The following is a 14,105-nucleotide window of genomic DNA, read 5'->3' as shown; positions in this document are numbered from 1 at the left end:
TATGTGGAAAACAATCGTAAGACGAGTATTAATCATGATTCCACAGTTACTAGTCTTAAGTTTATTAATATTTTTTATGGCAAAATTTATGCCTGGTGATCCCTTTACTGGGATGATTACACCAGATACAGATCCAGCTCGGATTGAGGAACTTCGCGAAAAAGCAGGTTTAAATGATCCATGGTACGTACAGTATACTACGTGGATTACCAATGCTGTACAAGGCGATTTAGGAAAAAGTTACACGTATAAAATTGGAGTTTCTACTTTAATAGGAGAACGGGCATTAAATACATTTTGGTTATCTTTAGTAAGTGTCATTTTGTTATATTTACTAGCTATTCCTTTAGGGGTTTTAGCAGGCCGTTACCAAGATACCTTTTTAGACAAAACGGTCGTATTGTATAGTTTTGTTACTTATGCGATTCCGACATTCGTTCTAGCATTAATCTTCTTATTTATTTTTGGCTATCAGCTTCACTGGTTTCCAACAGTAGGTAGTGTAGATATTAAATATGATACAGGGACCTTTGGATACTTTTGGAGTAAGCTTTATCACATGCTCTTACCTGCTATTACGACAGCGATACTAGGTACAACTAGCGTTATTCAATATTTACGTTCTGAAATTATTGACGCTAAGGCCTTGGATTATGTGCGTACTGCACGAAGTAAGGGAATTCCGATAAGTAAAGTGTATTCTAGACATATTTTTAGAAATTCTTTACTTCCTATTGCAGCTTTCTTCGGATTCACAATTACCGGATTATTGGGTGGTTCGATTTTTATTGAAACAATCTTCGGTTATCCAGGCATGGGACAGTTGTTTATTTCATCTATTCAATCACGTGATTACAGTGTAATTACTGCGCTTGTTATGTTATACGGCTTCTTAACATTATTAGGTAGTCTACTGTCCGATATTATCATGAGTATTGTTGACCCAAGAATTAGGATAGAATAGGCGAATTATGTTAAGGAGAGGTGAATAATATGGAAAAATTAGCAGATGACAAATTAATAGAATTAAACTCTCCTCCAACAGGTATACAAGTGATTTTTAGAGAGTTTAAAAAAGATAAATTAGCAATGTTTTCACTGATATCACTCATCGTTGTAATTATCGGAGTTTTTATATGGGCTTGGCTTATTGACCAAGAAACTTTAATGCGTGTAAGCCTAAGAGATAAATATGCTGCACCAGGAGACAAATTCTTTTTAGGAGCTGACCAGGGCGGCAAAGATATTCTGGGACAGTTAGTTATTGGAGCTAGAAATAGTATTGCGATTGCTATCTCGATTACACTGATCACAGGTGTTATTGGAGTAATTATTGGTCTGGTATGTGGTTATTTCGGTGGCTGGATTGATAACATTTTTATGCGTATCATTGATTTCTTTATTACTATCCCTTCTTTAATGCTGATTATAGTTTTTGTTACGATTGTCCCTAAATACACAGTGCCCGTGTTCATTCTAATCATGAGTATTTTTTTGTGGACATCTACAGCTAGGCTAGTTCGAAGTAAAGCTTTATCGGAGAGTAGGCGAGATTATGTAAACGCATCAAAAACAATGGGTACTCGAGGATTCTTTATCATTTTTAAAGAAATCATGCCAAATCTAAGTTCCATTTTAATAGTTGAGTTAACTCTAAATTTTGCTGGTAATGTTGGTATAGAAACAGGATTATCATTTCTTGGATTTGGATTACCACCTCAAACACCAAGCTTAGGAACACTTGTAAGCTATGCAAATAATCCGCTTGTATTGCAAGAAAAATGGTGGGTTTGGTTACCTGCATCATTATTTATATTGTTAATGATGCTTGGAATCAACTATGTAGGTCAAGCATTACGCCGCTCAGCTGATGCGAAGCAACGACTAGGCTAAACCCAACCAAAGTATGTAGTGGTATTAGACGTTTAACGTTTGATATATAAATTAAAGAGAATAATAAGGAGGAAACAGAATGAATAAAAAGCTTTGGGCTTTACTTGCAATTCTTTTAGCTTTTATGCTAGTCCTTGGTGCATGTAATCAGGATACAAAAGAAGGCTCTGAAGGTACAAAAACAGAAGACACTTCAAAAACTGAAGATGGTAAAGAAGAAGATACAGAAGAAGGGGAAGAGCCAGCAGCTGATGATTCAGCATTATTTCCATTAGATGTAACAAATGATGGGGATGCAGTTACAGGTGGTACACTAAAAGTTGCTATGGCTAAAGATGAGCCTTTCCAAGGTATATTCTCTTATGTATTATACGAGGATGCTTACGATGATGATATTATGAAATTCGCATCTAACTCACTTTTCGAAACAGACGGTGACTTTTTAATAACTGATGCAGGTATTGCAAGTATGACTGTAGATCAAGAAAACAACAAAGCTACAATAAAAATTCGCGAGGGTGTAAAATGGTCTGACGGGGAACCACTTAAGATCGAGGATTTAATCCAACCCTACTTAATCATCGGACATAAAGATTATACTGGTGTGCGTTATGACGTGGATTTCCAAAATATTATTGGTGCTGTTGAATACCATGATGGTAAAGCAGACACAATTTCGGGTCTAAAGAAAGTAGATGAAACAACATTAGAAATTTCATTTAATAAATTATCTCCGGCTATCTTTAGTGGTGGGGATGGACTTTGGGGTTACGCTGAGCCAAGCCATATTATTAAAGATATTCCAGTTGCAGAACTTGTAGAGAGTGATGCAGTTCGTAAAAATCCAGTTACTTTAGGTGCTTTCAAATTTGATAAAATTGTACCTGGAGAATCAGTACAATTTGTAGCAAATGAACACTTCTGGAAAGGTAAACCGAAATTAGACGGAGTTCTAGTGAAAATTGTACCAACAAGCTCAATTTCAGTAGCAATACAACAAGGTGAGTATGATATTGCTTCAAGTTTCAGTGCTTCAAAAATGGAAGAAATCAAAGACTTTGATAATATCGAAGTATTAGGTCGTCAAGAGCTTTACTATGCTTACCTTGGTTTCAAACTTGGTAAATACGATTTTGAAAATAGCACAGTAGTAACTGATATTGAAGGTTCTAAAATGGGAGATGTAAAATTACGTCAAGCAATGGGTTACGCAATCGATGTTGAACAAGTTGCAGAAGTATTTTATGGTGGATTACGTGAACGTGCGAACTCTTTAATCCCTCCAGTATTTGAATCATTCTATGATTCTTCTTTAGAAGGATATAAATACGATCCGGACAAAGCAAACGCATTGTTAGATGAAGCAGGATACAAGGACACAAATGGCGATGGAATTCGCGAAGACAAAGCAGGTAAGCCATTAGAAATTAAATTTGCTACTATGGCTGGCGATGATATTGCAGAAGACATCACTCAATTTTACTTACAAAACTGGAAAGATGTTGGTTTAAACGTAACATTGACTACAGGTCGTACGATTGAGTTCAATAGCTTCTATGATAAAGTTGAGGCAGACGATCCAGAAATCGATATTTTTATGGCAGCATGGGGTACAGGTACAAACCCATCACCATCAGGATTATACTCAAAAACTGCTCAATATAACTTTAGCCGTTATTCTTCTGATTTCTTAGAAACAACGTTAACTAATATCGACTCACCAAAGGCATTCGATTCAGAATACCGCGCGAAAGAATTCCGTGCATGGCAAGAGTACATGGCTGAACAAGCGCCAGTTATTCCGACTATGTATCGTTATGAGTTAGTACCAGTTAACAAACGTGTGAAAAACTGGAGCATTGATTATACTAATGAATCTTTCAGTAATTTGCAAGAGGTTGAACTAGTATCAGATACAGGTGTTAAATCTACAAAATAATTCTTGAAAAGCGTAGAAGGCTGCATACGAAATAATATAAAAAACCGTTCCTTAACGAAAGTTTAGGAACGGTTTTTCATATGGTTAAATAAGGAGTGATAAAAATTAGACTTTTACTTTTTTTAATCAGTTATGGAATAGCAATAATCACCTGTTCCAATCTAGTGCTCTATCTAAACTTTTTATCTCTAGGATACTCTTTCAGTTCTGTCATCATGTATATTTTCCAAACAAATGACTTTATCATTTTTTGCTTTTCGCTTATTTCCTTAACGGTTATCGTTTTCTACCAAGGCCCATTGCGGATTCCATCTTAGAAAGTGTTTCTCTTGCAAGCTTATTTGCTTTATCGGCTCCACGGTCTAAGATATCATCTAGTTCTGAAGAGTTTAATAACTCTTCGTAGCGGGCTTGAATTGGAGCAAAATGGTCGATGATGACTTGAGCAACTGATGCTTTAAAGTCTCCATATCCTTTACCATTATATTTTTGTACAAGCGATTCAATTGAAACATCCGTTAATGCGGATTCAATTGATAATAGGTTTGAAACGCCAGGTTTGTTTTCCGGGTCAAATGCAACAATTCCTTCAGAATCAGTCACAGAACTTTTTATTTTCTTTTCAATTTCTTTTGGTGTATCAAGAATACGAATGGTTGCTTTTTGATTTGGATCAGATTTACTCATTTTCTTTAATGGGTCTTGAAGTGACTTAATACGAGCTCCACTTTTCGGTAATTGTATTTCAGGGATAGTTAGAATTTCACCATAACGTTTGTTAAATCGTTCTGCCAAATCACGAGTTAATTCGACATGTTGTTTTTGGTCATCGCCAACTGGGACAATATTTGATTGATACAAAAGAATATCTGCAGCCATTAATGGTGGGTATGTTAATAACGCAGCTGATACAGCATCTTTTCCATCGGATTTATCTTTAAACTGTGTCATTCTTTCTAATTCACCAATATAGGAAATGCATTGCATAATCCAACCTGCTTGTGCATGTGCAGGAACTTCTGATTGTATGAATAATGTTGATTTTTCTGGATCGATCCCTACGGCAAGATACAATGCCGCAAGTGAACGAATATGTTTGCTTAATTCTTGTGGATCTTGGGCAACAGTGATTGCATGTTGATCGACGATACAAAATACACAATCATAATCATCTTGGAGTGCAATAAATTGTCTGAACGCACCAATATAATTACCTAGAGTAATGGTTCCTGTTGGCTGCACACCTGAAAATAACTTTTTCATTTTCTTCTTCCTCCTTAAAATAAAAAAACATCATACATCCCTAAAAAAGGGACGAATGATGTATTATCCGTGGTACCACCCAGTTTGCTAAAAGTAAATTAGCCACTCTTCTTCGTAACGTGAAGGGGACGGTATATGCTACTTCAAGTTCACATATACTGCTCAGAAGCCCATTCCATTTGATGTATGTTCTGCTTGCACCAACCGCAGACTCTCTAAACATACAAGTCAAATATACTTTTCTTCGTCAAAGCATATTATAGTGTTTTGAACATTATAGTATAGAAGAAACTCAAAAATCAAGCTGAAAACTTAACTATAATAAACGAACAGAGCTATACACATACAGAATAAGCTAGACAATCCTAAAGCGATAATAGGCTTGTGTGGAAAGGAGAAAATTTCTGATGGTAACCGCATTTCACTGGCATGCTTTTTAAAATGTTTAGGAGTGAATACCTTCCTTGTGCTTTCTGTAAAGAAGTCAAAAAAACCTCCTGATACAACATATGTCAGAAATCCAAAAAACGTTATGGTTCCTCCAACATAGAAAGACATATTGGCATATGAAACTAGGTTTAATTTTCCATATACTATGATAATAAGAATGAAAATTAGGAGTTGTAATCCTAAAAAGTAAACAATTTTTGTCTTCATATTTCACCTCTACAAGATTTGATTATAGAAGATTTAATAGAATTAATCAAAATTTTAGAGAAATAGTTGTAAAAAACTCGCAAATCTTTTACCAAAGATTCACAATTGTTAGGACAATGTAATGATTTTGTTACAATAATGTAAAAAAAATTCCGAAAAACCTGTACAAGTCTTTCTGAAAATGTATAATAATTAATGTAATGAATTTTTTCTGACTATTTAAAGGAGGTTATTCTTTTGAAGAATAGCAAGTTTTTATGGCTTTTTAGCCTTCTGTTAGTTCTTAGTATTTTCCTTGCTGCTTGTGGCGACAAAGAAGAAGGTGCTACTACAACTACAGAAAAAGAAGAAGATCCAGCAACAACAGAAGAAGTAACAGTAGATGAGGAGCAAGTTCTTAATTTAATTCAAACTGCTGAAATTCCAACAATGGATTCAGCTTTAGTAACTGATGCAGTTGGATTTGATCTACTAAACAATGTAAACGAAGGTTTATATCGTTTGAATGAAGAAAACGTTCCTATCCCTGCAATGGCAGAGGGTGAGCCAACAGTTTCTGAAGATGGATTAGTTTATACGTTCAAATTACGTGACGCTAATTGGTCTGATGGAACTCCAGTAACTGCGAATGACTTTGAATTTGCCTGGAAACGTGCTATGAATCCAGATACTGCATCTGAATACGGTCCATACATGATGGGTGGAGTTATTAAAAACGCTACTGAAATTTCAGAAGGAGCGGTTGAGTACACTGAATTAGGTGTTAAAGCTCTTGACGAAAAAACGTTAGAAGTAACGCTTGAAAAACCAACTCCATATTTCTTATCACTTATGTCATTTGGAACATTCTTACCACAAAAAGAAGAGTTCGTTACAGCGCAAGGTGAAAACTATGCGAAAAACTCAGAATCAGTTTTATACAATGGACCATTTACACTTGCTAACTGGGACGGAACAGGTCTTTCTTGGCAATTACTTAAAAATGAGCAATACTGGGATAAAGATACTGTTAAACTTACAGAAATCAATTACGACGTAGTTAAAGAAGATGCTACTAGAGTAAACCTTTATACAAATGGTGAAAAAGATCGTGCAACACTTTCTGGTGAATATGCTCTTCAATATGCTAATGATCCAGAAGTAGTAAAAGAAATGGAAGCTACTGTATTCTATTTCAAATATAACCAAGAACGTAATGGAGAAAAAACTCCACTTGCTAACGTAAATATTCGTGAAGCAATCTCAAAAGCATTCAACAAACAAGATTTAGTAGATGTAGTTTTAGCTAATGGTTCTGTACCAGCTAACTACTTAGTACCAAAAGACTTCACTTTCGATGAAGATGGTAATGACTTCCGTGATGTAAACGGCGATATGGCTACTTACAATGTAGAAGAAGCTAAAGCAGCATGGGAAAAAGGTTTAGCAGAACTAGGCGTTAAAGAACTTTCTATCGAAATTCTTGGTGGAGACACTGAACTTTCTAAAAAAATGGATGAGTACTTCAAGTCTCAACTTGAAACAAACCTACCTGGTTTAACTGTTACTCTTAAAGAAGTTCCTTTCAACGTACGTTTAGATCTTGATACAAACCAAGATTACGAGATTCAAGTTGCAGGATGGGGACCAGATTACCAAGATCCTTACACATTCATGAACCTATGGTTAACTGGTGGCGGAAATAACCAAATGTCATACTCTAATCCTGAATATGATAAACTTGTAAATGCTGCAAACAATGAATTAGCTTTAGATCCTGCTGCTCGTTGGCAAGCAATGGCTGATGCTGAAAAAATAGTTATTGATCAAGATTTCGGTATTGGACCAATTTACCAACGCGGTATAATGGCACTTCAAAAACCATATGTTAAAGGTATTGTTACTCACTCATTCGGTGGAGACTATAGCTACAAATGGGCTTATATTGAAGGTAAAAACTAATAATCATTTAAGAATATTAGAGTTTTAAAATCTCATAAGTAGAGAGTATATAGTGTCCTTTTTGGATCATATACTCTCTTTTTAAATGAATCAGAATTCACCAAATATTTTATTATTTTTTTCGACTTTGACAATTACTAGACTTATCTGTTTATATAATAATAGATTATTATAATCTATTAAAAAATTCTATTTAGGAGGTGCTAAGATGGCCAAATATGTTTTTCGACGAGTGGTTTATGCCTTGATAACATTTTTCTTAATTGCAACGGCGACGTTTTTCTTAATGAAGGCGCTTCCAGGTTCCCCAATTAGTTCTGCTTCTAAACTAACCCCTTCACAACTTGCGATAGTAGAAGCGAAATATGGATTAGATCAACCAGTAGCAGTCCAGTACGGTAAATACATGCTAAACTTAGCTCAAGGTGATTTAGGTAACTCTTTCCAATTCAAAAATGCAAATGTCACCGATTTAATAATAAATCGATTAGGACCATCTTTTCTTCTTGGTTCACAAGGTTTAATATTAGGTGTTGCTATTGGAATAATGTTAGGTATGATTGCCGCATTGCGACAAAATACAATTTGGGATTACGGTAGTACATTAATAGCTATTATCGGGATCTCCATTCCATCTTTCGTTTTTGCGACTTTTCTTCAGTATTGGTTAGGTGTCAAGTGGGAAATATTCCCTGTAGCTTTATGGAAAGATGGTTGGATGTCGAGTGTGCTACCATCAATTGCTCTTGCAATGGGACCACTTGCTACGGCTTCTCGTTTTATCCGAACAGAAATGATTGAAGTATTAAGTTCGGATTATATAACTCTTGCGAAATCTAAAGGTGCTAGTGGTTTTGAAATTGCTTTTAAGCATGCTTTTAGAAATGCATTAATTCCATTAGTAACAGTATTAGGACCATTAGCCGCAGGATTACTTACAGGTTCTCTTGTTATTGAACAAATATTTGCTATTCCAGGTATTGGTGAGCAATTCGTTAAATCGATTATGTCCAATGACTTTTCTATAATAATGGGAACAACATTGTTCTTCTCTGCGTTCTTAATTGTCGTAATATTCATAGTAGATATTCTATATGGAATTATTGACCCACGTATTCGTTTATCAGGAGGTAATAAATAATGAGTCAAGAAATAAAAAACCTACCTGCTGATGCTTTTGAAAGGGTTCATCTTGATAGTACCCAAGCTGAGCGAATTTCTAAACCTAGTGTGAGTTTTTGGCAAGATGCTTGGTTAAGATTACGCAAAAATAAAGCTGCGATTGTTAGTATTTTTATTTTGGTATTTATTATTATCATGTCTTTTGTGGGACCTATGATAAGTCCACATGATGCCGAAACACAGACAATTACACATGCAAACTTACCACCTAAAGTTCCAGGTATTGAAAAACTAGGAATAATGGATGGTGTTGGTACTCTAGCAGGTAAAGAAGTAGATTTATATGAAATGAAAAAAGTAGATACGTACTATTGGTTTGGTACAGATGGTCTTGGGCGAGATACTTTTTCACGTGTGTGGGAAGGGACTCAAATTTCATTATTCATTGCATTCATTGCTGCTTTGATTGATGTGGTAATTGGTGTTGCTTACGGTGGTATCTCCGGATATTATGGAGGCCGTATTGATGATATTATGCAACGGATTGTGGAAATCCTTATTGGTATTCCAAATTTAGTAATTGTCATTCTAATGCTACTATTCCTGGAACCTGGTGTAACAGCGATTATTATCGCTATTACTTTAACAGGATGGACCGGAATGTCTCGAATTGTTCGTGGTCAAGTCTTAAAATTCAAGAATCAGGAATTTGTCCTTGCATCACGAACTCTAGGAGCAACCAATGGTAGAATCATTACCAAACATATATTACCTAATATAATGGGTGTTATTATTATTAATACAATGTTTACTATTCCAACTGCCATTTTCTTTGAAGCTTTTTTAAGCTTTATAGGATTAGGTTTACAACCACCTGATGCATCATTGGGGACATTAATAAATGATGGTTACAAGTTAATTAAATTCCAACCACATATTTTATTGTATCCTGCGTTAATATTAAGCTTATTGATGGTAGCATTTAACTTATTGGGTGATGGTTTACGTGATGCGTTTGATCCGAAGATGAAAGACTAAAAGGAGGAAAGCCGAGATGGAAAAAATATTAGAAGTAAAAGACTTGGAGCTTTCCTTCCATACTTTTGCAGGAGAAGTTAAAGCTATTCGTGGCGTTAATTTCGACTTATTAAAAGGGGAAACTCTTGCAATTGTTGGAGAGTCTGGTTCTGGAAAGTCAGTTACAACAAAAGCAATTATGCGCTTATTACCTGAACATAGTTCAGAATTTAAAAATGGTCAAATTCTTTTTAACGGGAAAGACTTAACTAAATTAACGGATAAAGAAATGCAGAAGATTCGCGGGAAAGATATTTCAATGATCTTCCAAGATCCTATGACATCCTTGAATCCTACTATGACAATAGGCAAACAAATTATGGAGCCTATTTTGAAACATCAAAAAGTTAGTAAGACCGAAGCTCGTAAAATTGCTGTAGACCTATTACGTTTAGTAGGAATGCCGAAACCTGAAGCACGTATTAAACAGTATCCTCATCAATTTTCTGGGGGACAACGTCAACGTATTGTTATTGCAATAGCTTTGGCTTGTAATCCACAAATACTTATTGCAGATGAGCCTACTACTGCACTGGACGTTACTATTCAAGCACAGATTTTAGAGTTAATGAAAGATCTTCAGAAGAAAATTGATACATCAATTATATTCATTACACATGATTTAGGAGTTGTAGCGAACGTAGCAGATAGAGTGGCGGTTATGTACGGTGGACGAATCGTAGAGATTGGAACGGTTGATGAACTTTTCTATAATCCACAACATCCATATACATGGGGACTATTAAGTTCTATGCCTTCTCTAGATGTGACGGAAGAAAAACTGTATGCAATTCCAGGAACTCCTCCGGATTTATTGTATCCCCCAAAAGGAGATGCATTTGCATTACGTAGTGACTATGCATTGAAAATCGATTTAGAAGAAGCACCACCATTCTTTAAAGTAAGTGATACACATTATGCAGCAACTTGGTTATTACATCCAGACGCGCCTCAAGTAGAACCACCTGTATCAATTGTGGAGCGAATGAAAAAATTCCCGGGAAGCCGCTATTATAATGGAACTGAAGGAGGTACTTACTAATGGCTGAAAAATTACTAGAAATTAAAAATTTAAAGCAATATTTCAATCCAGGTAAGCCAAACGAAGTTCGAGCGGTAGATGATATAAGCTTTGATATTTATAAAGGTGAAACACTAGGTCTTGTTGGAGAATCGGGTTGTGGAAAATCTACAACAGGTCGTACTATTATTCGTCTTTACGATGCAACAGATGGCGAAGTAATTTATGATGGTGTAAATGTTCACGATAAAAAATCTAAACAAGATTTAAAAATATTTAATCGCAAAATGCAAATGATTTTCCAAGACCCTTATGCTTCATTAAATCCACGTATGAAAGTATTGGATATTATTGCAGAAGGTTTAGATATTCATGGTCTAGTGAAAAATCCAAAAGAACGTAAAGAACGCGTAGTGGAATTATTAGAGACAGTAGGTTTAAATCGTGAACATGCTGATCGCTATGCACATGAGTTTTCTGGTGGTCAACGTCAACGTTTAGGAATTGCAAGAGCACTTGCAGTAAATCCTGAGTTTATTATTGCCGATGAGCCTATCTCAGCTCTTGATGTTTCTATTCAAGCGCAGGTTGTTAACTTATTAAAGGAATTGCAAAAAGAAAAAGGATTGACGTATTTGTTTATAGCCCATGACTTATCGATGGTTAAATACATTTCAGACAGAATTGGTGTAATGTATTTTGGTAAATTGGTCGAGCTAGCTCCTGCGGAGGATTTATATAACAATCCTCTACATCCATATACTCAATCTTTATTATCCGCTATTCCGCTTCCGGATCCTGATTATGAACGCACTCGTGTTCGTAAATCATATGATCCTTCTTCTCATAACTATCAAGACGGAGAAGAAGTAGCTATGCGTGAAATTACACCTGGGCATTTTGTTTATTGCTCAGAAAAAGAATATGTGGCATTAAAGGCAGCTGCAAGCGCACGTTTATAGTTTGTTTAAACGGTCATTCTAATTGGAATGGCCGTTTTTTATTATATATATTCTTTCAATCTATAAGTACTACTGATAGAATGAATAAATAAAGCAGAAAGGAAGTCTATAACATATGAAGAATTCTTTAAGATTGTTAACAACATTTGGCATTGCAACTACACTTATTATTCCTACTTCTGTGTCTGCCGAAGGCAATTTGTTCTCGGAAAGCTTTTCACCTAAAGAATATAGCTTTCAAGCAATTGACGAGTCTCTCGTTTCCACTTCCAAGTTATTCATATATGATTCTGGGCTTAAATTTGCATATCCAGATGCAGTAAGAGGGGTATATGTGACTGGTCATTCCGCAGGAGGCTCTAGATTTAACGATTTAGTAAAACTGATGGACTCCACTGAACTAAACGCTATGGTAATAGATATAAAAGATGACTTTGGAAATTTAACATACATACCAAAGGAGGATTCATCTTTAGCAAAGTATGAAATTGGCAAACCATACATAAAGGACCCTCAAGCAATGTTGAAAACAATGGAAGAGAAACAAATTTATCCGATTGCTCGAGTAGTAGTTTTTAAAGATACAGAGCTTGCTGAAATGAAACCAGAATGGTCGTTTGTGGAAGGAGATTCTGTGTGGAAAAATGGAAGAGGTGAAGCATTCGTTAATCCATTTTTACAAGAAGTATGGGATCATAACGTCCAAATTGCAATTGAAGCTGCTAAAATGGGTTTTAAAGAAATTCAATTCGACTACGTACGTTTCCCCGAGGGATTTGAAAAAAGAGATAGCACGCTCAAATACAACATGGGGGACTATGAAACTTCAGAGCTTGATCCTGTGCAAAGACGAGTACAAGCCGTTACAGATTTTGTTGCCTATGCTAAGGAAAAATTGGAACCTTACGGAGCACAAGTATCTGTAGATATTTTTGGTTATTCTGCAACACTTCCTGAAGCACCAGGCATTGGACAAAACTTTTCTAAAATATCGGCAAACGTAGATGTCATTTCATCTATGATATATCCAAGTCATTGGACATCTTATTTTGGGATTGCTAAACCAGATCTCGAACCTTATCGATTAGTTCAGGAATATGCTAAGGTAGAGAATGCTAAATTGGGAGAACTGAAAAATCCACCAATATCACGACCTTGGCTACAGGATTTTACTGCTTCTTATTTAGGTGCTGGCAATTATCAAACGTATGGTAAGGAAGAAGTAGAAGCACAAATTAAAGCGTTAAATGAAGCAGGTATTAAAGAATTTTTACTTTGGAATGCTGGCAATAAGTATTCTCCAGGGGTGGATTACACACCAAATTGAAGCATTTATGAAGAAACACAAGATGAAAATCTTGTGTTTTTTTTATTTTTTGAAACCTTTTTTCATCAAAAACGTACTATTAAGTATAACAGGCATTTTCAATTTGACTTTTCTAATTGAGAATAATATCAAAAAATATTTTTAAGTAGGTTTAAATAAGAAAAGAGATGGGTATAAGGTAAACATAGAGTAATTTGTCCTTTAATAGCAAGAAGAGCTTATATTTTCAACGAATTTGTGTCTAGGTATATAAATAGTAAAAAAATTTTTATAAACATATTTTAATTAATATAAAATTGGTGTATACTTTAAAAGTAAAGTTCTTACATTAAACTAATTATAATCTACTTCATATAACACAATCACTAATTGAAAGGAAGTGTTTTTATTGATGGTTACATTATTTACTTCACCAAGTTGTACTTCTTGTAGAAAAGCAAAAGCATGGTTAGAAGAGCATGATATTCCTTATACAGAGCGTAACATTTTTTCTGAACCACTTAGCATAAGTGAAATAAAAGAGATTTTACGAATGACAGAGGATGGGACTGATGAAATTATCTCAACTCGTTCTAAAATATTCCAAAAATTAAATGTTGATGTGGAAAGCTTACCACTTCAACGTCTATATGAGTTAATTCAAGAGTATCCTGGATTATTACGCCGTCCAATCATTTTAGATGAAAAACGATTACAAGTTGGATACAACGAAGACGAAATTCGTCGATTTTTGCCGAGAAAAGTTCGAGCGTATCAATTGCTTGAAGCTCAACGACTTGTAAACTAATAGCAATCTGTATTATTTTAAGGTAATTACCATTTATCTTATTAACTTAATTCTAATTATAAAATGAACAGACGCTAGACAATTTAGGCATTTGCCTGAAAATTGTCTTGCGTTTT

General features: G+C 35.1%; 12 protein-coding genes and 1 other annotated feature. Of the genes, 10 read left to right on the top strand and 2 right to left on the bottom strand.

Going from position 1 to position 14,105, the window contains the following annotated elements:
• Nucleotide 1: 1 nt before the first annotated feature.
• The 3 genes from opp4B to PGC35_RS01110 all read left to right on the top strand — a co-directional run bounded on the left by opp4B (nucleotide 2) and on the right by PGC35_RS01110 (nucleotide 3,832).
• Nucleotides 2-964 carry an oligopeptide ABC transporter permease gene (gene opp4B / locus PGC35_RS01120; RefSeq protein WP_375217848.1) on the top strand — a complete coding sequence of 321 codons (963 nt, stop codon included), beginning with the start codon at nucleotides 2-4 and terminating at the stop codon, nucleotides 962-964.
• A gap of 29 nt (nucleotides 965-993) precedes the next feature.
• The gene (locus tag PGC35_RS01115) at nucleotides 994-1,893 is read left to right on the top strand and encodes an ABC transporter permease (protein WP_375217847.1); all 900 of its coding nucleotides are present in this window, start codon (nucleotides 994-996) and stop codon (nucleotides 1,891-1,893) included.
• A 79-nt stretch (nucleotides 1,894-1,972) separates the two neighbouring features.
• Entirely contained in the window at nucleotides 1,973-3,832 is a 1,860-nt protein-coding gene (locus tag PGC35_RS01110) for an oligopeptide ABC transporter substrate-binding protein (protein WP_375217846.1), read from the top strand.
• Between the two features lie 276 nt (nucleotides 3,833-4,108).
• Here PGC35_RS01110 and trpS read toward each other — a convergent pair whose 3' ends face one another.
• Together trpS and PGC35_RS01100 are read right to left on the bottom strand one after the other, a co-directional pair.
• On the bottom strand, nucleotides 4,109-5,095 hold the full coding sequence (trpS, locus tag PGC35_RS01105; protein ID WP_375217845.1) for a tryptophan--tRNA ligase: 987 nt from the start codon (nucleotides 5,093-5,095) through the stop codon (nucleotides 4,109-4,111).
• A gap of 44 nt (nucleotides 5,096-5,139) precedes the next feature.
• Nucleotides 5,140-5,355 (bottom strand) — a binding site (T-box leader).
• 52 nt (nucleotides 5,356-5,407) lie between these two features.
• Nucleotides 5,408-5,653 carry a DUF3899 domain-containing protein gene (locus PGC35_RS01100; RefSeq protein WP_231687572.1) on the bottom strand — a complete coding sequence of 82 codons (246 nt, stop codon included), beginning with the start codon at nucleotides 5,651-5,653 and terminating at the stop codon, nucleotides 5,408-5,410.
• A gap of 336 nt (nucleotides 5,654-5,989) precedes the next feature.
• Here PGC35_RS01100 and PGC35_RS01095 point away from each other — a divergent pair, with 336 nt between their 5' ends.
• The 7 genes from PGC35_RS01095 (at nucleotide 5,990) to spxA (ending at nucleotide 13,989) form a co-directional block, all read left to right on the top strand.
• Nucleotides 5,990-7,693: a peptide ABC transporter substrate-binding protein gene (locus PGC35_RS01095; RefSeq protein ID WP_375217844.1), complete on the top strand. Its 1,704-nt coding sequence runs from the start codon at nucleotides 5,990-5,992 to the stop codon at nucleotides 7,691-7,693.
• Between the two features lie 208 nt (nucleotides 7,694-7,901).
• Nucleotides 7,902-8,834, top strand: coding sequence for an oligopeptide ABC transporter permease (gene opp3b, locus PGC35_RS01090; protein ID WP_375217843.1), 933 nt, complete (start codon nucleotides 7,902-7,904; stop codon nucleotides 8,832-8,834).
• Entirely contained in the window at nucleotides 8,834-9,853 is a 1,020-nt protein-coding gene (opp3C, locus tag PGC35_RS01085) for an oligopeptide ABC transporter permease (RefSeq protein WP_375217842.1), read from the top strand. Before opp3b ends, opp3C begins: the two co-directional genes overlap by 1 nt.
• Before the next feature lie 16 nt (nucleotides 9,854-9,869).
• Entirely contained in the window at nucleotides 9,870-10,934 is a 1,065-nt protein-coding gene (locus tag PGC35_RS01080) for an ABC transporter ATP-binding protein (RefSeq protein ID WP_056827556.1), read from the top strand.
• The gene (locus PGC35_RS01075) at nucleotides 10,934-11,875 is read left to right on the top strand and encodes an ABC transporter ATP-binding protein (RefSeq protein ID WP_053590239.1); all 942 of its coding nucleotides are present in this window, start codon (nucleotides 10,934-10,936) and stop codon (nucleotides 11,873-11,875) included. The genes PGC35_RS01080 and PGC35_RS01075 overlap by 1 nt, the downstream gene beginning before the upstream one ends.
• A 115-nt stretch (nucleotides 11,876-11,990) precedes the next feature.
• Nucleotides 11,991-13,202 carry a putative glycoside hydrolase gene (locus tag PGC35_RS01070; RefSeq protein WP_375217841.1) on the top strand — a complete coding sequence of 404 codons (1,212 nt, stop codon included), beginning with the start codon at nucleotides 11,991-11,993 and terminating at the stop codon, nucleotides 13,200-13,202.
• Between the two features lie 391 nt (nucleotides 13,203-13,593).
• Nucleotides 13,594-13,989, top strand: a complete 396-nt coding sequence (gene spxA / locus PGC35_RS01065) for a transcriptional regulator SpxA (RefSeq protein WP_053590237.1) — start codon at nucleotides 13,594-13,596, stop codon at nucleotides 13,987-13,989.
• Nucleotides 13,990-14,105 lie beyond the last annotated feature (116 nt).

The sequence above is a fragment of the Psychrobacillus sp. PGGUH221 genome (assembly GCF_042055255.1).
In the GTDB taxonomy this organism is placed as follows: Bacteria; Bacillota; Bacilli; order Bacillales_A; family Planococcaceae; genus Psychrobacillus.
This window is presented reverse-complemented; position numbering and strand designations above follow the sequence as displayed.

What these genes read in the sequence shown, in the direction of transcription:
- PGC35_RS01080 (WP_056827556.1), top strand. Translation starts at nt 9,870, where the DNA reads ATGGAAAAAATATTAGAAGTAAAAGACTTGGAGCTTTCCTTCCATACT.
- opp3C (WP_375217842.1), top strand. Translation starts at nt 8,834, where the DNA reads ATGAGTCAAGAAATAAAAAACCTACCTGCTGATGCTTTTGAAAGGGTT.
- PGC35_RS01100 (WP_231687572.1), bottom strand. Translation starts at nt 5,653, where the DNA reads ATGTCTTTCTATGTTGGAGGAACCATAACGTTTTTTGGATTTCTGACA.
- PGC35_RS01115 (WP_375217847.1), top strand. Translation starts at nt 994, where the DNA reads ATGGAAAAATTAGCAGATGACAAATTAATAGAATTAAACTCTCCTCCA.
- PGC35_RS01110 (WP_375217846.1), top strand. Translation starts at nt 1,973, where the DNA reads ATGAATAAAAAGCTTTGGGCTTTACTTGCAATTCTTTTAGCTTTTATG.
- trpS (WP_375217845.1), bottom strand. Translation starts at nt 5,095, where the DNA reads ATGAAAAAGTTATTTTCAGGTGTGCAGCCAACAGGAACCATTACTCTA.
- spxA (WP_053590237.1), top strand. Translation starts at nt 13,594, where the DNA reads ATGGTTACATTATTTACTTCACCAAGTTGTACTTCTTGTAGAAAAGCA.
- opp3b (WP_375217843.1), top strand. Translation starts at nt 7,902, where the DNA reads ATGGCCAAATATGTTTTTCGACGAGTGGTTTATGCCTTGATAACATTT.
- PGC35_RS01070 (WP_375217841.1), top strand. Translation starts at nt 11,991, where the DNA reads ATGAAGAATTCTTTAAGATTGTTAACAACATTTGGCATTGCAACTACA.
- PGC35_RS01075 (WP_053590239.1), top strand. Translation starts at nt 10,934, where the DNA reads ATGGCTGAAAAATTACTAGAAATTAAAAATTTAAAGCAATATTTCAAT.
- opp4B (WP_375217848.1), top strand. Translation starts at nt 2, where the DNA reads ATGTGGAAAACAATCGTAAGACGAGTATTAATCATGATTCCACAGTTA.